This window comes from Corynebacterium timonense (assembly GCF_900105305.1).
In the GTDB taxonomy this organism is placed as follows: domain Bacteria; phylum Actinomycetota; class Actinomycetes; order Mycobacteriales; family Mycobacteriaceae; genus Corynebacterium; species Corynebacterium timonense.
The window spans coordinates 2,366,496-2,387,333 of record NZ_LT629765.1 but is presented as its reverse complement, the minus strand read 5'-3'; the positions used below and the strand labels follow the sequence as shown (position 1 = coordinate 2,387,333).

Genomic DNA, 20,838 nt, shown 5'->3' with positions numbered 1-20,838 from the left:
CTGCTCTCATGCACGAACCTGCCTCCCCGGCGCTCACCCGCACCGAGCGCCTGGACCGCCTCCCCGTCACCGCGAAGCACCGCCGAGTCCTGTTCGGCTCGGGCATCGGATGGGCCCTCGACGCGATGGACGTCGGCCTCGTCTCCTTCGTCATCGCAGCCCTCGCGGTGCACTGGAACCTGGAGGCCACCACGACCTCGTGGATCGCCTCTGCCGGTTTCATCGGCATGGCGGTAGGCGCCTCGCTCGCCGGGCTTGCCGCCGACAAACTGGGCCGGCGCCACGTCTTCGCGCTGACGCTTGTGGTCTACGGCCTGGCCACCGGCGCCTCCGCGCTCGCCGGGTCCGTTGCGGTGCTTATCGCGCTGCGTTTCCTCACAGGCCTCGGGCTCGGCGGGGAGCTTCCCGTCGCCTCCACGCTGGTCAGCGAGTTTTCTCCGCGGCGCGTGCGCGGGCGCCTCGTCGTCGTGCTCGAAGCCTTCTGGGCGGTGGGCTGGATCCTGGCCGCGGTGATCGGCACGTTCGTCGTCTCGCAGGGAGAGAACGGCTGGCGGTGGGGCCTCGCCCTCGGCGCCGTCCCCGCGGCCTACGCCATCGTCGTTCGCCTCGGGCTGCCGGAATCCGTCCGCTTCCTGGAGTCAAAAGGGCGCCACGAGGAAGCCGAGGCCGTCGTCCGCTCCTTCGAGGAATCCGCCCCGCAGTCGCGTGACGACGCCCCGCCGCCCGCCCACCACGACGAGCCGCGCGGCGGCATCTGGGGCCCCGATCTGTGGCGCCGCACGCTGCCGTTTTGGGTGGTGTGGTTCTGCGTCTCGTTGTCCTACTACGGCGCCTTCACCTGGATCCCCTCGCTCCTCGTGGGCCAAGGCTTCACCCTCGTGAGGTCCTTCTCCTTCACCCTCGTGATTACCCTGGCGCAGCTCCCGGGCTACGCCGCCGCGGCCTGGCTCATCGAGCGCTGGGGCCGCCGCGTGACGCTGTCCGTCTTTCTCGCGGGTTCCGCTGTCGCAGCGTTCCTTTACGGCATGGCTGGTGCGCCCTGGCAGATCATCGCCGCGGGCTGCTTGCTTTCCTTTTTCAACCTGGGGGCGTGGGGCGCGTTCTATGCCATCGGGCCGGAGCTCTACCCAACCTCCGTGCGGGCCACGGGCACGGGGGCCGGCGCGGCGTTCGGGCGCATCGGCTCGATCATCGCTCCGCTGGTGGTCCCGCCGCTCGTCGCGGCGGGCGGGCCGTTCTTGGCCTTCGGGCTATTCGCGGCGGCTTTTGCGGTCGCGTGCGTCGCTGCTTTTACTCTTCCGGAGCAGCGCGGCGTAGCGCTGCGCTAAGGCGCGCGCGCCACGAGGGTTTGCCCACCTTGTCGTCGAGCTCCCCAATGTCGCGGGGCAGGTTGTAGAGAACCGTAGAGGTGTCGGTACGCGCGACGGTGATGGACCCGTCGAGGCGCGCCACGGTGTGCGCGCACGGCTCGGTAGCTTTGATGGATCGGACAGTCATGGTGGCCCTCCCAGAATGATCACGGCAGACGGCGAAAAACGCTCTTATCTGGCATAATATGCGGACGCCGCGACGCTGTCACCGTTGGCGAGGCTTCCCTAAGCCTTTGAGCTGGGGTTGAGATGTCATGCTTTAGCCGTGGGCCATGTTGACAAAGCGCGAGTAGTGCAGCTGGTGCGCGACCGGTATGGTGTCGATCGGCCCGCCGCGGTGCTTCGCCACGATGATGTCGGCCTCGCCTGCGCGCTCGTCGTCTTGGTTCTGCGAGTCCGGGCGGTAGAGAAGGAACACCATGTCCGCGTCCTGCTCGAGCGAGCCCGATTCGCGCAGGTCAGCCAGCTGCGGTTTCTTGTCGGTGCGCGCCTCCGGGCCACGGTTGAGCTGGGAAATAGCGATGACCGGGACCTCAAGCTCCTTGGCCAGCAGCTTGAGGCTGCGGGAGAACTCCGACACCTCCTGCTGGCGCGACTCCACCTTGCGCCCGGAGCTCATGAGCTGCAGGTAGTCCAGCACGATGAGGTCGAGACCGTGGCTGCGCTTGAGGTCGCGGGCCTTTTTGCGGATCTCCATCATGGTCAGGTTCGGCGAGTCGTCGATAAACAGCGGCGCGTCCTGGATCTCGGTGAGCCGCTGCGTCAGCTTCTCCCAGTCCGCCTCCGCCATCTGGCCCGAGCGCATGGCGGCGAGCTTGATCTCCGTCTCGGCCGACAGCATGCGCATGATGATCTCGGAGGCGCTCATCTCCAGCGAAAAAATGACCGAGGTCTTGCCGTGAGCGATCGAGCAGGAGCGCATGAAATCGAGCGCCAGTGTGGACTTGCCCACGCCGGGTCGCGCGGCGATGATGACCATCTGCCCTGCGTGAAGGCCGTTGGTCAGACGGTCGAGATCGAGGAAGCCCGTGGGCACGCCCTGCTCCAGCCCGCCGCCCTGTTCGATGAGCGCCAGCTCGTCGATGGTGGGCTTGAGCAGCTCCGACAGGGATTTATAGTCCTCCCCCGCCTTCTTGCGGGAGACGGCAAAGACCTCCTGCTGGGCGCGGTCGACGATCTGCTCGACCTCCATGCCCTCGTCGCCCTCGTAGCCGTACTGCACGACGCGGGTGCCGGCGTTGACCAGCTGGCGCAGCAACGACTTCTCCGCCACGATGTCCGCGTAGTAGCGCGCGTTCGCGGCGGTGGGCACCTCTGAGATGAGGGTATGCAGGTAGGGCGCACCGCCGACGCGTTCCAGCTGGTTGAGGCGGTCGAGGCGGCCGACGACAATGAGGACGTCGATGTCGCTGCCCTGGGAAAACAGTTCGACGACCGCGCCAAAGATGAGCTGGTGCGCCGGGTAGTAGAAGTCCTCGGCGCGCAGCGTGTCGGTCACGTCGACAACCGTGTCGGGGCTGAGCAGCATGGCGCCGAGGACGCCGCGCTCGGCGCGCTCGTCGTGCGGCGGCTGCCTGTACTCGCGCAGGTCTCCCCGGTCACGGTCGAAACGGTCGAAGCGGCCACTGTCAGAGCGGTCGCGCGAGTAGCCCGGCTCCGCCGGCTCCGGCGGAAGGACGTAGTCGTCGTCGGTGTCCGCGAACGCCCCGAAATCGCCCGAGTTCGCGGAGCCCGCCGCGTGTGCGCCTGCCATGTGATACCTCCGTTGTGGTCAATTGCGCCTATCGTAGCGCGCTGTGGATAACTCGTCGGCACACGCGGGGTTGTCCACACACACCCACAACCCTGTGGATAACGTAGTGCTCGCGAGCGACGCCGGTCGCTGCTCGCAGGCCCGTGTGACCTGCGATGTTGCGGGACGTGGGAGAGAAATACACAGGTCGATGAGTTATCCACAGGGGTGGGCGTCGATAAGCATGTGCAAAAAGCGCTGGCCCCACTCCTCACAAGTGGGGCCAGCGCGAAAAGCTGTTGTCGTTGGGCCCTACGCGGGCCGTCGCGGCGTCTTAGGCGCCTGCGACCTCGAAGTTCACCTTGCCCTCCACGTCGTCGTGGAGGTTCACCTTCACCTGGTAGCCGCCGGTCTTGGTGATGAGGCCCTTCGGCACATCGATGCGGCGCTTGTCCAGCGAGGGGCCGCCGGCGGCCTTGACCGCGTCGGCGATGTCGCCCGGCTTGACGGAGCCGAACAGCTTGCCGTTGTTCGCGGTGCGAACCGTGACCTTCACGCCGGTCAGCTGGTCAAGCTGGTCGCGCAGCTCCTTGGCGTGGTCCAGGTCGCGGACCTGGCGCTCAGTCTGAACGCGCTTGATGTCTTCGATCTGCTTCTCTGCGCCGCGGGTGGCCGGGATCGCCAGGCCGCGCGGGAGCAGGAAGTTACGTCCGTAGCCGTCCTTGACCTCGACAACGTCGCCGGGTTCGCCAAGGTTATCAACGGCAGCGGTGAGGATCAGCTTCATGAATCCTAACCTTCCTTGAGTTGAAAAATTCTGGTCTGTGAAAACGTTTAGAACGGGGGCTCGTCGTCCATCCCGCCGAAGCCGCCGGCGGGGGGTGCAGAATTCCACGGGTCGTTCTCAGGCTGCCGGTTGCCGCCCTGCTGCTGGCCGCCGCTGAAACCGCCGCCCTGCTGCGGGCGCGACTGCTGCTGGCCGCCACCGAAACCGCCGCCCTGCTGCGGGCGCGACTGCTGCTGGCCGCCGCCGTACCCGCCTTGGCCGCCCTCACGCGGCGTGCGGGTCACGGACGCGGTCGCGTACTTCAGGGAGGGGCCGACCTCGTCGACCTCCACCTCGAACACGGTGCGGTTTTCGCCCTCGCGGGTCTGGAAGGAACGCTGGCGCAGGCGGCCCTGCACGATCACGCGCATGCCCTTGGTGAGGGACTCGGCGACGTTTTCCGCTGTCTGACGCCACACGTTGCACGTCAAAAACAGGGACTCGCCGTCCTCCCACTGGTTCGTGTCGCGGTTGAATGTACGGGGGGTGGAGGCGACACGGAAGTTCGCCACCGGGGCCCCCGCCGCGGTGAACCGCAACTCCGGGTCGGCAACGAGGTTGCCGATAACGGTGATGGGGGTTTCTCCTTGGGCCATGGTCTTCTACCTTCCTCGCACGACGCTCGGCTCGATTGTGCCTGTCACGCCCGTATTCGGCGCTGTGGGAACGAGCCTAACCGTTCTTACTTGTCGGTGCGCAGAACCTTGGTGCGCAGGATGTTGTCGTTCAGGTTCAGGACACGGTCGAACTCGCCCACGGTGTCGGCCTCGCACTCGAGGTTCACAACAGCGTAGAAGCCCTCTTCCTTCTTGTTGATCGGGTAGGCCAGACGGCGCTTGCCCCAGACATCAACCTTCTCTACCGTGCCGTTGTCCTTGCGGACGATCTCCAGGAACTTGTCCAGGGACGGGGCAACGGTGCGCTCATCCTGCTGCGGGTCGAGGATGATCATTACTTCGTAGTGACGCACGGACCTCATCACCTCCTATGGTCTCAAAATTTACGGTTTCGGCCACCGCACCTCGCGGTGGCAGGAGGGTCGTTGCGTCAAGCAACTTTTCCAGCGTACCCCACCGCTATGACAGGGCAAAATGCTTATCGACGCCCGAGCAGCGCCTCACACCCCCGGGTTCGGCGCGGCGATAAACACCGCGAGGACCACGGGGATCACGGTGATGAAGACGAACGCCGCGATGCCCAGACCGACGGCGAGCGGGACGTTGCGCGTGCGCGACGTGACGTAGAAGGAGGCCCCGATCAGCGCAAACCCGATCACGATGGACACGATGCCGACGATGGTGGGGGTGGTCATGGCCGCCCCCACTGCGCTGGGGTGGTCAGGAGCGGGTCGTGGCCGCCGTGGGCCGCCGCGACCGCGTCCTTCGACCGGCCTAGCATCTGGCGCACCACGAGGATGACCATCGCAACGACGAAGGCGTCGCGGGCGATGACGATGACGTTGACGGCCTCCCCGGGTAGGCCGTTGTTGTCCACGCCAAGCAGGTGCCACATGAGGATGGGCCACACCATCATATCCATCGTCATCCACGCCAAAAGCAGCCGCCAGCGAGGCAGGGCGAGCACCGCGGGGACGACAAGCCACAGCGAGTACTGGGGGCTCCACACCTTGTTGAACAGCAGGAAGAACGCCACGATGAGAAAAAGCAGCTCGGCCACCCGAGGGTCCCGCGGTGCCCTCAGCCCGAGGATGAGCGTGAACACGCAGCCCGAGGCGAAGAGCACGAGCGTCACCATGTTGAGGATCACCGGGGTCCCCTCCCCGTCGAAGCCGCCCCAGCCGGTGATGCGGGAAATCACCGCGTAGATCGTCGTCCACTCCCAGCCGCGCTCGGTATTGAGCCGGTTGAACTCGGCCCACCCCTCGGGGTTGCGCAGGTAGACGGGGAGGTTGACGGCAACCCACGTCAGCGCCGCAGCGCCGGCCATCTTTGCGAAGGGCAGCCACTGGCGTGTGCGCAGCGCCAACGTGACGTACGCGCCGAGGACAAACAGGGGCCACAGCTTGAACGCGGTGCCCAGCCCGATCAGCACGCCGGCGAGCCAGAAGCGCCGGTTCCGCGCCGCGAGGAGGGCCGCGACCAGGAAGAAGATTGAGGGGATGTCCCAGTTGGTGAACGCGTGGGTGATCAGCAGCGGGCTGCCGACGACAAGCAGCGTGTCCCACACTCGGTTACCGGCCAGCTCGGCGACCATCCGGGCCGTGGCCACCCACAGCACCGCCATGACGAAGGCGGTGAGATAGAAGTACCAGCCCACCTCCGGGAGCACGCCGGCGACGAGGCCGGAGGTCGAGCGGGCAATGGCGCCCATGATGTTTTGGAAGACGCCGGCAAGCACCGGGTACTCCATGTACCGGGTGACGCCGTCCTCGACCCAGGAGTAGTCGTAGGCGAATCCGGGCTGGTCGAGGCCGCGCCCGTGGTAGAGCGGGACGATGTCGTTGTAGCAGAACGAGGTGTACTGGCGCGCTCCCGACCAGTCCAGCTGGAGCACCCCGTTCTCGTCGGGGCTACCTCCGGCGCAGTTCGCCTTGCTGAGCACGCCGAGCGACAAAAACACCCAGGCCAGCGCCAGGATCGCGCGCAGCGGCGTCCAGAAGGACGCCCGGCCGGGCACAGCGAAACGGCCGAGCGGGCCCCCGAGGAAGCCCACCCAGCCCTGGGCGAGCGGCTCGGTGCGGCCCGGCTGAACGCGCGCCGCCGGGTCGGGTGCCATGTGCTCCGTGACCGCCACCCTAGCCGCCCAGCAGTTCGCCGATCGCGTCGAGCGCGTCCTGCACGGGCGCCGGGGGCTCGGGCACGGCGGGCGCCGGGGCGGGTGCCGGAGCGGGTGCAGGGGCCGGGGCCGGCTCGGGGGCAGGTGCCGGGGCGGGGGCTGGGGCCGGGGCAGGCTGGGGCGCCGGGGCGTAGCCCCCGCCGCCCGTGCCACGGCCGGATCCGCCGTACGACCCACCGTAGGATCCGCTGAGGCCAAGGCCACCCTTGTAAGCATTGACGCCCCACGTCACCGGTGCCGCCTCGGGGAAGGACTCGAACTCCTGGCCTTCAAGGCCGGTATCCAGGACGTCCTTCCAGATCTTGGCAGGGGTGTCGGAGCCGTACATGATGCCGCCCCACTGGTTGAAGATCGGGGAGGTGTTGTCGGCAGTGCCGACCCACACAGCCATGGCGAGCTGCGGGGTAGAGCCGACCATCCAGGCGTCCTTGTTGGTGCCGGTGTCGCCCATCTGGGCGGTGCCTGTCTTGCCGGCGGAGGGGCGCCCACCGGCGAGGGTCGCGTTGGAGTAGGGGATCACGGGGCCCAGCGCCTGCATGACGTTGTCGGCGACCTGTTCGGACACGCGGCGCTCCTCGTAGCTACGGTCTACCTCGTAGAGGACCTCCCCCCGCGCGTCGGTGACACGCTCGACGAAGTGCGTCGGCTTGTAGATGCCGCGGTTGGTCAACGTCGTCATCGCGGTGGCCATATCGAGGACACGCGACTGGTACTGGCCCAGCACGATGCCTTCGTAGGGCTGGCCTCCGTTTTCGCGCAGGGTCACCGGGATGCCCGGGATGGAGCGCGCGACGCCGAGCGCGTGCGCCATGTCGGCGGTGTCCTGGGTGGTGTTCTCCAGCTCGTTTTGGATACGCAGGAACGCGGTGTTGGAGGAGACACGGGTCGCCTCCGCCATCGAGATCATGCCGGCGTTGCCGCCGTCCCAGTTGTTCACGGTGATGCCGCCGGGCAGCGGCACCGGCGCGTCGGAGAACGTCGCGGTAAGCGGGATGCCCTGCTGCAACGCCGCCGCAAGGGCGAAGATCTTGAACACGGAGCCGGTCTGCAGTCCGGCGTTGGCGTAGTCCCAGCCGCTCGGATCGTCGCCGCCGTAGTACGCGCGGACGGCGCCGGTCGCGGGTTCGATGGCCACGACGCCGGTCCGGGCGTCGTCCTGCAGGACCGACAGGCGCTCCTTGGAGATGCGCTCGACGTCGTCCTGGAGGGAGGGGTTGACGGTCGTCGTGATCTGCAGGCCGCGGTTGGTCAGGTCGTCTTCGGTGATGCCGATGCGCTCGAGCTCCTCCATCACCTGGTTCTTGATCAAGCCGTTCGGGCCGGTCGCCTCGGTGTAGGCCGAGTAGGTGACCGGATCGCGCGTCTCGGGGTAGGTCAGCTGCTGGCGCTCCTCGACGTCCATCACGTTCATTTCGACCAGGCCGTCCATGACGTAGTCCCAGCGCGCGCGGGCGCCGTCCGGGTTGGTCCAGGGGTCGAGCTGGCTCGGCAGCTGGATGGAGGCGGCGAGCACGCCGCCCTCCTCCACGGTGAGCTCGCTGGCGGGCTTGTCAAAGAAGGCGTGGGCGGCCGCCTCGATGCCGTAAGCGTTGCGGCCGAAGTAGACGGTGTTGAGGTAGGCGTTGAGGATCTCCTCTTTGCTCCACGAGTTGGTCATCTTGATGGAGTAGACCAGCTCCTTTGCCTTGCGCTCGTAGGAGTACTCGTCGCCGACCAGGGCGTTCTTCACGTACTGCTGGGTCACCGTCGAGCCGCCGCCGGCGGACGGGTTGCCGGTGATCTGGCCGATGACGGCGCGCGCGAAGCCCGTGAAGGAGAAGCCGGAGTTCGTCCAGAAGTCGCGGTCCTCCGCAGCGAGCACCGCGTTCTGCACGTCCTCGGGGACCTCCTCGAGCGGGATCTGGACGCGGTTGCCCTCCGCCGGGACAACACGGGCGAGCTCTGTCTGGCCGTCGTTGAAGTAGATGTTGGACACCTGAGCGGCGTTGATCTCCTCCGGCTGGGGGATCTCAGCGCGGGCGTACTGCCAGACGAACCAGCCCAGCGGGATCGCCGCGAGCAGGGCGAGGCCGAGCAGGATCGCGAGGATCCACTGCGTGGCTTTGCTCCGCTTGCGGGTACCCTGGCCCGCCTTCGTACTGTGTGCTACTTGCCCCTCGGGCGTGCGGTCTTCTTTATCTGTCACGAATTATTCCTGCATCGTCCCGGCATCGCTCCCGCGAGTGCGTGTCAATTACTAGGTGATACCCTACGTCCTCTGTCAACGAATCACACCATCGGCGACGCTGTGACTTCGCGCAAAAGGTGGTTCCAGCTGCAGTGTTGGCACACTTCGACGACATGAACCGAAATCGGCCCGACCTCGTTGGCCAGCGCTTCGACCTCGTCGACGCTGCGCGCCGTGCCCGACCTACGCCCCAGTTTGTCGCCGTAGACCCACAACACTTCTTGCATAGTACGCTCGCACACGGGGCACGGCCGAGCAGAGTCCGTGCCGTGGAACTGAGCGGCCGCACGGAGGAGGAAGTCGGCGTCGCAGATGGCGTCGATAGGCACTTTGCCGTGGGCGAAGTCCCGCAGAAGGGTGCGCCGCTGCCACTCGTGCGAGATCTCTTGGCTGTAGGCGATCATCCCGGCCATCCTAACGTGGTTGGGTTTTGGGCCGCTGGTGGTATGATTCCTCTTTAGTTTTGGAATATAAAGAAGGTAGGAGATGACTGAAAACTCCGGCACTACCCCCACTCCCCGCGAGATCGCCGAGCGCATCCGCCCCTCGATGACGAGCCTGTACGTCACGTACTTCCGCATCGCGGAGCAGTCCGACCTGACCGGCCCGCAGCTGTCCATCTTGGCCCGCCTCGATGAGTACGGCCCCTCTCGCATCAGCAAGATCGCCGAAGCCGAGGGCGTGCGCATGCCAACCGCCTCCAACACCGTCAACCAGCTGGAAAAGCGCGGCCTCGTGCACCGCACTCGCGACGAAGCGGACCGGCGCGGCGTCACCGTAGAGCTGACCACGAAGGGCCGCGACGAGCTCGAGCGGGTGGGCGAGGAGCGCACCGCCTACCTCGCGGACATGATTTCGACCCTCTCCGAGGAGAACCTGCGCAAGGCGAGCGAGCTCGCGGACGTGGTCAACGCCTTGGCGGAGGCCTACGTGAACAACCCGATTCACGGGAAGCGGGACTAATTGGGGATAATGGGACTGTTGTCCATACCCCTACCCCTTTCCTGAACCGATCATGACTCTCGATCTTCCACAGCGCGGCAGCGAGACCCCCTCGGTGCTGCGCCTGACAGTCGGCTGGGACACCACCAGCCTCGCCGGCTTGGAGTTCGCAGCGTGGCTGGGCCGCTTCTCGGCGTCCCCGCGCTCGTGGACGAAGTCTCTCGCGCCGAAGAAGTACAAGAAGTGGCTTGCCGCGGAAAAGGAAAGCGTCACCTCGAAGGCACTGGCCGCACTCGCCGACCACCTCCCCCGGAACCAGTGGGCGTCGGAGCCCTGCACGCTTGTCGACGCCACCAGCGAGCCCGCCGCGCTCACCTCGGCCGCGCAGTCCGCCGGCGCGGACATTATTGTGCTGAGCTCCAGCGCGACCCTCAAGCAAGCGCGCTTTTTGGCCTCCCCCACTGCCGACGCCCTCATGCATTCCTCCCCAGTGTCCCTGGGCCTCGTGCCCACAGGGCTGAAGCTCTCCAAGAAAGGGGTCACGCGCGTCAACCTGGCGCTTTTGCACTCCGGCCGCGAGGACACCACGGGCCTGCGCTGCGCTGTGCGCCTCGCCCTGCTCCTCGAGGTGCCGTTGCGGCTCGTCTCGGTGCTGCCCGAAATGCCCGACGTGGACAGCCTGGGCTCCGAGCCCGCCGAGTCCTACGAGGCGGCGTTGTCGCTGTTGGACCGCGCCCGCGACGAAGCCTTTAAACTCGTCGCCGAGGAGACTGCGGACGAGACCACCGCCGAGCCAGAGCCGCCCCTCGAGGTGGAGACCACCCTGGCGTACGGCAACGGCTGGGAGAAGGCGGTGAGCTCGGTGAAATGGAAAAAGGGCGACCTCATCTGCCTCGGCTCCCACCCCAGCGCGGCGCAGCAGCGGGTGCTCGCGGGTTCGCGCGCTAGCGAGTTCCTGCGCTACGCCCCAGCTCCGGTGGTCATCTTCCCCCGCGTCGAGGGGTAGCCGCCGCGGCGCCTATGGTGGTGGCATGCGCGACCACCCAGAGAACGACCTGCACGGCAGGTCCGACTACTACAACCGCCCCCGTCCCGAGCCCCAAAGCTTCGACGACCTCGCGGACGAGCCCGACCCGCTCGAGGTAGCGGAGCGCAACCGCACCTCGACGCGCCAGGCGATTTTCTACGCCATCGGCACCGTCGCGCTCACCTCACTCATCGGGTTCGTCACGGCCCTCGCCTTTCGCCTCGCGGGCGGCCCGCTGTGCGACGACGGCCCCGCCACCTGGCTATGCACCCGCGACGCCCGCCTGTGGTGGGCCGCCATCAACACGGTGCCCCCGGTCGCCGGCCTCATCGGCTGCGCGGTGATCATGGTGCGCAAGCTCAACCGCTACGAACGCTGGGTGCCGTGGATGGGCGTGTTCTGGATCCCCATCGTGCCGTTCACCATGTGGTGGCTCACCGTGACGGTGGGCATCCTCGCCCGGGACACCATCTAACGCTCCGCCTGTCCCTCTTTCGCGCACTCCCCGCACAGCGGCTTCTCGTCGCGGCAGGCGGGGCAGCTCAGGTACTGGGCGCGGCACTCGGGCTCGTTGGCGCAGTTGTAGAACTGGTTGGTCGCCTCCCCGCAGTGCACGCAGTGGCCGAGCTGGACGAAGTTCGGGTCGTCGGGCGCGCCGAACTCGGTGTGCATGCGCTTGTCAAAGACGTAGAGCGAGCCTTCCCAGAGGCCGTCGTTGCCGTACTTTTCGCCGTAGCGCACGATGCCGCCGTCGATCTGGTACACCTCGCGGAAGCCGCGGTTGATCATGAGGCTCGACAGCACCTCGCAGCGGATCCCGCCGGTGCAGTAGGAGATGACGGGCTTGTCCTTCATCCAGTCGTACTTGCCGCTGTCGAGCTCGGCGATGAAGTCATGGGTGGTGTCCACGTCCGGGACGACGGCGTTTTTGAAGCGGCCGATCTGCGCCTCGCGGGTGTTGCGGCCGTCGAAGAAGACGGCGTCTGGGCGGGCGTCGATAAGCGTATTGACCTCCTCCGGGCTCAGGTGCGTGCCGCCGCCGACGACCCCGTGCTCGTCGACACGCAGCTCTTCGGGCGCGCCGAAGGAGACGATCTCCTCGCGTGCCTTGACGCTGAGCTTCGGGAAGTCCTCCTTGCCGCCCTCCGACCACTTGTACTCGATGCCGCGGAAGTACTCGCGGGTCTTGCGCGCGTACGCCTTGCACGCGTCGATGTCCCCGCCGACCGTGCCGTTGATGCCGTGCGGGGACACGATGATCCTTCCGCGCAGGTCCAGCCCCTCGCAGAGGTCGCGCTGCCACAAGCGCACCGCCTCCGGGTCAGCGACGGGCTGGAACTTGTAGTACAGGAGGATCTTGCTGGTCATACCTCGATTCTAAAGGCAGGGTGTTAGTCGACCCGCTTGCCGTTGTCGTCGTAGGTGAAAAAGCCCCGGCCAGCCTCGAGACCGATGCGGCCCTCCTCAATCATCCCTTCGAGGATGCCCATGAACTTCCGCTCCCAGTCCCCCGGGTTCTCCTTGAGCTTTGCGACGGCCAGCATCGTGCGCAGGCCAATCACGTCCATGATCTCGAAGGGACCACGCGGAGCGCCCGAGGAGTTGCGCCAGTCCAAGTCAATGTCCGCCGGCTCGGCGATGTCGTTGGCATAGAGGTACTTGCCCGCGTTGAGCAGCGGAACGAGCAGCGTGTTCAGGATGTAGCCAGGCTGCTCCTTCTTCAGCTCCACCGGCACCATGCCAATGTTCTTCGCAAACTCCACCAGAACATCGACGTACTTCAGGTCCGTGCCCGCGTGCGGCATGATCTCCGCCGTGTTCTGCAGCCAGATGTGGTTGGCAAAGTGCAGCGCCAGGAAGCGCTCCGGAGAACCGGTCGCCTCGGCGAAGCTGCTGGGCAGCAGCGTCGAGGTGTTCGTGGCAAAGATCGTCTCGGCCGGCGCGGCCTTGCCCACGCGGGACCACACGTCCTTCTTGATCTCCAGCTTCTCCGGCACCGCCTCAATAACGAGATCCGCCTCGCGGACCGCCGCCTCCACATCGGTGGTCTGGCGCAGGCGTCCGCGCGCCTGCGCCATGGACTCCTCGGTTGCGTCCTCCAGCTCGGCAATCATCTGCGCGCCGAACGTGTCGAAGCGCTTGCTCGCGGCCTCGAGGGCCTCCTCGTTGATATCCCAGGACACGACATTGAACCCGCGAAACGCGGTGACCAGCGCAATCTGGGCGCCGAGGACACCGGCGCCCAACACAGTGACATTTGTGATACTCATGCTGCCCACTATACGTAGTTTTCTCGATCGAACTACGTGTTTTGTGCGGCCGGTGCGTGAGCACTCACGGCGTTCGGCCTCCGGTGCGAGCGCTGACAGGGGTTCGTGCGTGTTGGTTTTCGCTGAGGTCGACTGGGGCGGGCGGGCCAGTGCTTGTGGGGTTACGCGACCTGGAGTTTTACACACGCTAAACCCTTGAGGTCGACCGTGGTCGACGTCAACGCAAATCAGGGTTACGCGACCTGCGGTTTTACACCCGGAAAACCCGTGAGGTCGACCGTGGTCGACGTCAACGCCTTTCAGGGTTACGCGACCTGCGGTTTTGCACCCGGAAAACCCTTGAGGTCGACCGTGGTCGACCTCAGCGCAATCCAGGGTTACGCGACCAGGGGTTCTACACCCGGAAAACCCGTGAGGTCGACCGTGGTCGACCTCAGCGCAACCCAGCCCAACGCGACCTGCGGTTTTGCACCCGGAAAACCCGTGAGGTCGACCGTGGTCGACCTCAACACAATCCAGCCCAACGCGTCCAGGGGTTTTACACCCGGAAAACCCGTGAGGTCGACCGTGGTCGACCTCAGCGCAATCCAGCCCAACGCGACCTGCGGTTCTACCCCCGGAAAACCCGTGAGGTCGACCGTGGTCGACGTCGACACAATCCAGCCCAACACGACCAGGCCCTTTACGCCCCGGATGTCGCTGAGGTCGACCAGCACACCAGGCCTAGTGCTTGTGGTAGAGCGACTTCTTCCAGTACTGCGGCTCCGAGGTCACCATAACGCCGAGGCTGCGGAAGATGCCCTCGTCGACGGAGCCGAGGATGGTGGTGGCGTGGGCGTCACAGCCGCGCAGCTGGGGCAGCATGTCGAGGGCGCGGCGGGCGTCGGGGTTGGCGGCGGCGGAGGCGGAGAGGGCGATGAGAACCTCGTCGGTGTGCAGCCGTGGGTTGGAGGAACCGAGGTAGACGGTCTTGAGTGACTGGATCGGCTCGATGGAGGCCGGGGACAGCAGGTGGATGTCGTCGGGGATACCGGCCAGGAGTTTGAGGGCGTTGAGGACGACGGCGGCGGAAGGGCCGAGCAGGTCGGAGGTCTTGCCGGTGACGATGCGGCCGTCGGCAAGCTCGAGGGCGACCCCGGGGTTGCCGGTGCGCTCGGCGACCTCGAGGGCGGGGGCGACGACGGCGCGGTCGCTGACGGTGCAGTCGGCCTTGCGCATGACGGTGGCGATCCGGTCGGAGATGGTGGAGTCGGCCTCGGCGCGGCGCTCGTCGACGAGGGCCTTGTAGTAGCGGCGGATAATTTCCTGCTCGGCGGCGTGGCGGCAGGCGGCGTCGTCGGAGATGCAGTGGCCCGCCATGTTCACGCCCATGTCGGTGGGCGACTGGTAGGGCTCTTCGCCGGTGACTTCGCGCAGCAGGGAACGCAGGAGCGGGAAGACCTCGATGTCGCGGTTGTAGCTGGAGACCTTCTCGCCGTAGGCCTCGAGGTGGTACTGGTCGATGACGTTGATGTCGTCGAGGTCCGCGGTGGCGGCCTCGTAGGCCAGGTTGACGGGGTGGCTGAGCGGGAGGTTCCAGATGGGGAAGGTTTCGAACTTGGCGTAGCCAGCCTTTTTGCCGCGCTTGTGCTCGTGGTAGACCTGGCTCAGGCAGGTGGCCAGCTTGCCGGAGCCGGGCCCCGGCGCGGTCATGACAATGAGGTCGCGGCTGGTTTCGGCGTACTCGTTAAGGCCGAAGCCCTCGTCGGAGACGATGCGGGCCGTGTCGTTGGGGTAGCCGGGGATGACGCGGTGGCGCGCGACCTTAAGCCCGAGGCGCTGCAGGCGGCTGATGAACGCCTCGACCTGCGGTGTGCCGTCCTCCACCTGGGTGACCACGATGTTGTCGACGAGGAACCCGAGGTCACGGAAGGCGTCGACAAGCCTGAGCACGTCGTCTTCGTAGGTGATGCCGAGGTCGGCGCGGACCTTCTGGCGCAGGATGTCACCCGCGTTGACGCACACCATGATTTCGACCTCGTCCTTGATGCGCTCGAGCATGGCGATCTTGTTGTCCGGGGTGAAGCCGGGCAGGACCCGGGACGCGTGGTGGTCGTCGAAAAGCTTGCCCCCCATCTCGAGGTAGAGCGTGCCGCCGATCGCGCTGCGCCGGGCACTGATGTGCTCCGACTGCATTTTGATGTACGTGTCTCGGTCGAAACCGATGGAATAGGGCATGGGCGCCGTCCTTTCGCGTGAGAACGAAGAAAGTCTAGCGCGCCCACGCCGCCATCAGTGGTGCCTACAGGCCGTGCGCCTGCTTGAACTCGCGGCGGCGGGCGTGGAGGATCGGCTCCGTGTAGCCGGCCGGGGAGGTCGTGCCCTCGAAGATGAGGTCCTTCGCCGCCTGGAAGCCGATGGACGCGTCGTAGTCCGGGGCCATGGGCCGGTAGTTCGCGTCGCCCTCGTTTTGCTTATCGACGACCTTCGCCATGCGCTGGAGGGACTCGAGCACCTGTTCCTTCGTGACAACGCCGTGGGCGATCCAGTTGGCCAGAAGCTGCGAGGAGATGCGCAGGGTGGCGCGGTCCTCCATGAGGTCGACGTTGTGGATGTCGGGCACCTTGGAGCAGCCGACGCCCTGCTCGACCCAGCGGATGACGTAGCCGAGGATGGACTGGCAGTTGTTGTCCACCTCCTCGCGCTTTTCCTCCTCCGACCAGGTGTCGCCCTCGGCGACGGGGACGGTGAGCAGCGCGGCGAGGCTGTCGCGGCGCCCGGCGGAGCGCAGCTGCTCCTGGACGGCTGCGACGTCGACCTCGTGGTAGTGAGTGGCGTGCAGCGTCGCGCCCGTCGGCGAGGGCACCCACGCGGTGTTCGCGCCTTCCTTCGGCTGGCCCACCTTCTTTTCCACCATCGCGGCCATGTGTTCGGTCTCCGCCCACATGCCCTTGCCAATCTGGGCGCGGCCGGGCAGGCCGTGCTCGATGCCGGCGTCGACGTTGTTGTCCTCGTAGGCCTGCTTCCACGGGGCGGTCTGCAGGTCGGCCTTGCGCACGAAGGGCCCGGCGTACATGGAGGTGTGGATCTCGTCGCCCGTGCGGTCGAGGAAGCCCGTGTTGATGAACACGAGGCGGTCGGCGGCGCCCGCGATGCAGGCGTCGAGGTTGACGGAGGTGCGGCGCTCCTCATCCATCACGCCGACCTTGACGGTGTGCGCCGGCAGGCCGAGGATCTCCTCGACCCGGTCGAAGATCTCGTTGGTGAAGGCGACTTCCTCCGGGCCGTGCTGCTTGGGCTTGACGATGTACATCGAGCCCGTGCGCGAGTTGCGGCGCGGGTTGTCCTCCCGCAGGCCGGGGATGGCGGCGGCGACGGTGAGCAGGCCGTCGAGAAGCCCCTCGGGCACCTCCTCGCCGTCGACGAGGATGGCGGGGGTGGTCATGAGGTGGCCGACGTTGCGGCACAGCATCATCGCGCGGCCGTGCAGGCGGGCCTCGCCGCTGCCGTCGGCGGCGGTGTAGGTGAGGTCGTCGGCCTGGGTGCGCTCGAAGGTCCTGTCGCCCTTGGTGACGGTCTCCGAAATATCGCCCTTGTTCAGGCCGAACCACGTGGCGTAGGCGGCGGCCTTGTCGGCGCCGTCGACGGCCGCGGCGGAGTCTTCGAAGTCCATGATGGAGCTGACGGCCGCCTCAAGCAGCACGTCCTTGACGTTGGCCTTGTCCGTCTTACCCACCGGGTGCTCGGGGTCGATCTGGATGATGATGTGCAGCCCGTTGTGGCGCAGCACGATGCCCTCCGGGGCGTCCTCGGAGCCCTGGTAGCCGACGTAGAGCTCGGGCTGCGCCAGGCCGCGCTCCTCGCCGTTGACCGTCGCCGCGAAGCGCCCGCCGGCCACGGAGTACTTCTCGACGTCCGCGTGGCGCGCCCCCTCGAGCGGCACGCCGCGGTCGAGGAAGTCGCGCGCCCAAGCGATCACCTTGTCGCCGCGGACCGGGTTGTAGCTCGTGCCCGGCTCGGCGCCGCCCTCCTCGGAGATGACGTCGGTGCCGTAGAGCGCGTCGTACAGCGAGCCGTAGCGGGCGTTGGCCGCGTTGATGGCGAAGCGGGCGTTGGTGATGGGGACCACGAGCTGCGGGCCGGCGACCTCGGCGAACTCCGTGTCGACGTTGGCGGTGCGGATCTTTTCCTCGCGGGGCTGCTCCACCAGGTAGCCGATCTCGCGCAGGAACGCCTCGTGCTCGGCCGGGTCGGGCTGGCCGGGGTGCGCGCGGTAGTAGTCGTCGAGCTGGCGCTGCAGCTCGTCGCGGCGCTCGAGCAGCGCCTTGTTCTTCGGCGTCAGCTCGGCGAAGTAGGCCGCGGTCTTCTCCCAGAACTCGGCGGCGTCGATGCCGATCTCCGGGAGCAGCTGCTCGGCGACGAAGTCGTGCAGCGGGCGGGCCACCTGGAGGCCCGCCACCTCGACGCGTTCCGTGGGGTCGCTGGAGCCGTCGAAACGAGGTGCGGTCATGAGGGCGGGATCCTTTCGTTGGAGGGTGCGGGGCGTCGCTACGCGCCTGCCTCTGTTAGCTGGACGTACTCGATTGAGGTTAGTGATGGAGGTCACGGAAGTAAACAGATTTTCCAATGAAACAACCGTTTCCACCCCCGCGAGCAACATTGGATGGTCTGCCTATCTCGCTTTCCTCCCCCCGCCATCACCCCCTGGGCCGCCGCCGCAAACAGCCCGCGAGCTGCGCGAGCCCTGGGCGTGCCGAAAAGATCGGTTCGCTAAGGTTCGCAAAATTAGCAGTGTGACCCCATCCCCCCACGCGAAACCTAACAATCCCAGGGTGTTGACTCATGTGGCGGAACTCGCAATACTAGCGGGCAACGCCAATTCATCGTGGCGCACTTCACATTGATGGGCCTGAGTGCATGCAGGCACGGAAGTCCAGCGAAAGGGGCTACTTCACCATGACGACCAACACCGGTAAGGCGCGTACCGCAGCGGAGATCCAGAAGGACTGGGACGAGAACCCGCGCTGGGAAGGCATCCGCCGCGACTACACCGCCGAGCAGGTTGAGAAGCTGCAGGGCACCGTGATCGAGGAGCACACGCTGGCAAAGCGCGGCGCCGAGATCCTGTGGGAGGGCGTGTCCAAGCGCGACGGCTCCTACATCCACGCCCTCGGCGCTCTGACCGGTAACCAGGCGGTCCAGCAGGTCCGCGGCGGCCTGAAGGCCGTCTACCTCTCCGGCTGGCAGGTCGCTGGCGACGCCAACCTGGCGGGCCACACCTACCCGGACCAGTCCCTCTACCCGGCGAACTCCGTGCCGAACGTTGTCCGCCGCATCAACAACGCTCTGCTCCGCGCCGACGAGATCGCCCGCGTCGAGGGCGACACCTCCGTGGACAACTGGGTTGTCCCGATCGTCGCCGACGGTGAGGCCGGCTTCGGCGGCGCCCTCAACGTCTACGAGCTGCAGAAGGCCATGATCGCCGCCGGCGCCGCCGGCACCCACTGGGAGGACCAGCTCGCGTCCGAGAAGAAGTGCGGCCACCTCGGCGGCAAGGTGCTCATCCCGACCCAGCAGCACATCCGCACCCTGACCTCGGCCCGCCTGGCCGCCGACGTTGCCAACACCCCGACCCTCATCGTCGCCCGCACCGACGCCGAGGCCGCGACCCTCATCACCTCCGACGTCGACGAGCGCGACCGCGAGTTCCTCACCGGCGAGAAGTCCGCCGAAGGCTACTACTACGTCAAGAACGGCATCGAGCCGTGCATCGCCCGCGCGAAGTCCTACGCCCCGTACGCGGACCTGATCTGGATGGAGACCGGCACCCCGGACCTCGAGCTGGCCAAGAAGTTCGCCGAGGCCGTCAAGGCCGAGTTCCCGGACCAGCTGCTCGCCTACAACTGCTCCCCGTCCTTCAACTGGTCCAAGCACCTCTCCCCGGAGGAGATCGCCACGTTCCAGAAGGAGCTCGGCGCCATGGGCTTCGCCTTCCAGTTCATCACCCTGGCCGGCTTCCACGCCCTCAACTACGGCATGTTCGACCTGGCTCACGGCTACGCGCGCGAGGGCATGACCGCCTTCGTGGACCTGCAGAACCGCGAGTTCAAGGCCGCCGAGGAGCGCGGCTTCACCGCCGTGAAGCACCAGCGCGAGGTCGGCGCCGGCTACTTCGACACCATCGCCACCACCGTCGACCCGAACACCTCCACCGCCGCCCTGAAGGGCTCCACCGAGGAGTCTCAGTTCTAACCGGCAACGAACTGGCTAAGCGCTAGGGGGAAACCTCCGGGTTTCCCCTTTTTGCGTACCGGCCCCGCCGCACCACAACGAGGAGAAACAACATGCCTTCCTGCATGGCAACAGCAGACATCGCCGACCTCTACGGCGACCAGGAGCAGCTGGCCAGCTGCGACACTCAGTTCACTGACTTTGGCGGCGTCACCTCGTTCTGCGGGGAGATCGTCACCATTACCTGCTTCGAGGACAACGGCCTGGTGAAGAAGATGCTCAATTCCCCCGGCCGCGGCAAGGTCCTCGTCGTCGACGGCCACGGCAGCGTGCACACCGCGCTCATGGGCGACAAGATCGCGCAGGCCGGCGTGGACAACGGCTGGGCCGGTGTGGTCATCAACGGCGCGATCCGCGACTCCGCCGAGGTGGCAACGATGCAGTTCGGCTGCAAGGCGCTGGGCACTAACCCGCGCAAGTCCTCCAAGGACGGCGTCGGCTCCGTGAACTCCCGCGTGGTCATCGGCGGGGTGGAGTTCCACCCCGGCCACTTCCTCTACGCGGACGCCGACGGCATCGTGGTCACCCCGGAGCCCATCGACCACCACTAGCCGCCCTAAGGTGGGGGGATGCCCGAAGGCCACGTTCTGCACCGGCTTGCCCGCCACCTCAACGCGCACTACCGCGACGCGCCCCTCGAGGCCACCTCGCCTCAGGGGCGCTTCGAGGCATCGCTTATCGACGCCTCCCTCCTGCTTCAGGCCGAAGCCCTGGGAAAACACCTCTTTTTGGCGTTTTCTTCCGGCCACACCGTCCACATCCACCTCGGGCTCATCGGCTCCCTGCGCTTCGAACCCGTCGGGGATGTGTGGGGGCAGATCCGCCTCCGCCTGAGCAACGGCACCGGGGCCGCCCACCTGCGCGGCCCGCAGTACTGCCGCTACCTCTCCCCCGCCGAGCTGCAGGGGATCATCGACCGCGCCGGCGAGGACCCGCTGCGCGAGGACGCCGACCCTGACGCTCTGTGGGAGCGCGTGCACGCCTCCCGGCGTTCCATCGGCTCTCTCATGATGGACCAGAAGCTCTTCGCCGGAGTGGGCAACATCTACCGCGCCGAACCGCTGTTCCGCCTGGGTATCTCCCCCTTCCTGCCTGGGCGCGAGCTCACGCGCGCGCAGTTCGATGCGCTCTGGGGCGACCTTGTCCAGCTCATGCGCTACGGCGTCGCCCACGGGCGGATCGACACCGTGCGCGACGAGCACTCCCCCGAGGCGATGGGGCGCCCTGCCCGCGCCGACGACCACGGCGGCGAGGTCTACGTCTACCGCCGCGCCGGCGAACCGTGCTTTGTGTGCGGCACGCCCATCGCCACAAAGAAGGTGGAGGGGCGCAACCTGTTCTGGTGCCCCGGGTGCCAGGGGGCAGCCCCCGCGTAGCA

Annotated in this window: 21 protein-coding genes; 7 read left to right on the top strand and 14 right to left on the bottom strand. The window is 66.8% G+C overall.

The genetic code is table 11. The features are described from left to right. Window positions 1-8 precede the first annotated feature (8 nt). Window positions 9-1,328, top strand: coding sequence for an MFS transporter (locus tag BLT81_RS11355; protein WP_019193472.1), 1,320 nt, complete (start codon window positions 9-11; stop codon window positions 1,326-1,328). On the opposite strand, the gene BLT81_RS11350 is transcribed toward BLT81_RS11355, so the two are convergent. From BLT81_RS11350 to BLT81_RS11310, 9 genes are all read right to left on the bottom strand, one after another. Next, complete coding sequence (locus BLT81_RS11350) at window positions 1,291-1,497, bottom strand: hypothetical protein (protein WP_019193473.1); 207 nt, start codon at window positions 1,495-1,497, stop codon at window positions 1,291-1,293. The two genes, BLT81_RS11355 and BLT81_RS11350, sit on opposite strands and share 38 nt — an antisense overlap. A gap of 132 nt (window positions 1,498-1,629) precedes the next feature. Then, entirely contained in the window at window positions 1,630-3,123 is a 1,494-nt protein-coding gene (dnaB, locus tag BLT81_RS11345) for a replicative DNA helicase (protein WP_019193474.1), read from the bottom strand. A gap of 313 nt (window positions 3,124-3,436) precedes the next feature. Continuing rightward, window positions 3,437-3,889, bottom strand: a complete 453-nt coding sequence (gene rplI, locus BLT81_RS11340) for a 50S ribosomal protein L9 (protein ID WP_019193475.1) — start codon at window positions 3,887-3,889, stop codon at window positions 3,437-3,439. 47 nt (window positions 3,890-3,936) lie between these two features. Beyond that, a complete protein-coding gene (locus BLT81_RS11335; protein WP_019193476.1) occupies window positions 3,937-4,524 on the bottom strand; it encodes a single-stranded DNA-binding protein in 588 nt (195 codons plus the stop codon). Window positions 4,525-4,610: 86 nt separating this feature from the next. Beyond that, the gene (rpsF, locus tag BLT81_RS11330; protein WP_040420945.1) at window positions 4,611-4,907 is read right to left on the bottom strand and encodes a 30S ribosomal protein S6; all 297 of its coding nucleotides are present in this window, start codon (window positions 4,905-4,907) and stop codon (window positions 4,611-4,613) included. Window positions 4,908-5,045: 138 nt separating this feature from the next. Beyond that, window positions 5,046-5,240, bottom strand: coding sequence for a hypothetical protein (locus BLT81_RS11325; RefSeq protein ID WP_040421059.1), 195 nt, complete (start codon window positions 5,238-5,240; stop codon window positions 5,046-5,048). After that, window positions 5,237-6,664: a glycosyltransferase family 87 protein gene (locus BLT81_RS11320; RefSeq protein ID WP_019193479.1), complete on the bottom strand. Its 1,428-nt coding sequence runs from the start codon at window positions 6,662-6,664 to the stop codon at window positions 5,237-5,239. Before BLT81_RS11320 ends, BLT81_RS11325 begins: the two co-directional genes overlap by 4 nt. Before the next feature lie 19 nt (window positions 6,665-6,683). Further along, window positions 6,684-8,909, bottom strand: coding sequence for a transglycosylase domain-containing protein (locus BLT81_RS11315; RefSeq protein ID WP_019193480.1), 2,226 nt, complete (start codon window positions 8,907-8,909; stop codon window positions 6,684-6,686). A gap of 83 nt (window positions 8,910-8,992) precedes the next feature. Further along, entirely contained in the window at window positions 8,993-9,355 is a 363-nt protein-coding gene (locus tag BLT81_RS11310) for a DUF5318 family protein (protein WP_019193481.1), read from the bottom strand. An 82-nt stretch (window positions 9,356-9,437) separates the two neighbouring features. Here BLT81_RS11310 and BLT81_RS11305 point away from each other — a divergent pair, with 82 nt between their 5' ends. Genes BLT81_RS11305 through BLT81_RS11295 form a run of 3 tightly spaced genes read left to right on the top strand, consistent with a single transcriptional unit; the run spans window position 9,438 to window position 11,395 of the window. Then, complete coding sequence (locus BLT81_RS11305; protein ID WP_019193482.1) at window positions 9,438-9,914, top strand: MarR family winged helix-turn-helix transcriptional regulator; 477 nt, start codon at window positions 9,438-9,440, stop codon at window positions 9,912-9,914. A gap of 52 nt (window positions 9,915-9,966) precedes the next feature. Beyond that, window positions 9,967-10,899 (top strand): universal stress protein, encoded by a 933-nt coding sequence (locus BLT81_RS11300; RefSeq protein WP_019193483.1) that lies wholly within the window; start codon window positions 9,967-9,969, stop codon window positions 10,897-10,899. 25 nt (window positions 10,900-10,924) lie between these two features. Continuing rightward, window positions 10,925-11,395 (top strand): hypothetical protein, encoded by a 471-nt coding sequence (locus tag BLT81_RS11295; RefSeq protein ID WP_019193484.1) that lies wholly within the window; start codon window positions 10,925-10,927, stop codon window positions 11,393-11,395. Here BLT81_RS11295 and trhO read toward each other — a convergent pair. From trhO to BLT81_RS11270, 5 genes are all read right to left on the bottom strand, one after another. Next, window positions 11,392-12,288 carry an oxygen-dependent tRNA uridine(34) hydroxylase TrhO gene (gene trhO / locus BLT81_RS11290; protein WP_019193485.1) on the bottom strand — a complete coding sequence of 299 codons (897 nt, stop codon included), beginning with the start codon at window positions 12,286-12,288 and terminating at the stop codon, window positions 11,392-11,394. The genes BLT81_RS11295 and trhO overlap by 4 nt on opposite strands. Window positions 12,289-12,311: 23 nt before the next feature. Continuing rightward, a complete protein-coding gene (locus BLT81_RS11285) occupies window positions 12,312-13,190 on the bottom strand; it encodes a 3-hydroxyacyl-CoA dehydrogenase (protein ID WP_019193486.1) in 879 nt (292 codons plus the stop codon). Window positions 13,191-13,567: 377 nt separating this feature from the next. Beyond that, window positions 13,568-13,906 (bottom strand): hypothetical protein, encoded by a 339-nt coding sequence (locus tag BLT81_RS11280; RefSeq protein WP_019193487.1) that lies wholly within the window; start codon window positions 13,904-13,906, stop codon window positions 13,568-13,570. A gap of 7 nt (window positions 13,907-13,913) precedes the next feature. Continuing rightward, window positions 13,914-15,407: a DUF1846 domain-containing protein gene (locus BLT81_RS11275; protein ID WP_019193488.1), complete on the bottom strand. Its 1,494-nt coding sequence runs from the start codon at window positions 15,405-15,407 to the stop codon at window positions 13,914-13,916. Window positions 15,408-15,471: 64 nt separating this feature from the next. Next, window positions 15,472-17,679 carry a malate synthase G gene (locus BLT81_RS11270; protein ID WP_019193489.1) on the bottom strand — a complete coding sequence of 736 codons (2,208 nt, stop codon included), beginning with the start codon at window positions 17,677-17,679 and terminating at the stop codon, window positions 15,472-15,474. Window positions 17,680-18,125: 446 nt separating this feature from the next. Between BLT81_RS11270 and aceA the strand changes: the two genes are divergently transcribed. From aceA to BLT81_RS11255, 3 genes are all read left to right on the top strand, one after another. After that, the gene (gene aceA, locus BLT81_RS11265; protein WP_019193490.1) at window positions 18,126-19,421 is read left to right on the top strand and encodes an isocitrate lyase; all 1,296 of its coding nucleotides are present in this window, start codon (window positions 18,126-18,128) and stop codon (window positions 19,419-19,421) included. A gap of 104 nt (window positions 19,422-19,525) precedes the next feature. Further along, entirely contained in the window at window positions 19,526-20,011 is a 486-nt protein-coding gene (gene rraA / locus BLT81_RS11260) for a ribonuclease E activity regulator RraA (RefSeq protein WP_019193491.1), read from the top strand. An 18-nt stretch (window positions 20,012-20,029) separates the two neighbouring features. Continuing rightward, window positions 20,030-20,836, top strand: a complete 807-nt coding sequence (locus BLT81_RS11255) for an Fpg/Nei family DNA glycosylase (RefSeq protein WP_019193492.1) — start codon at window positions 20,030-20,032, stop codon at window positions 20,834-20,836. Window positions 20,837-20,838: the final 2 nt, after the last annotated feature.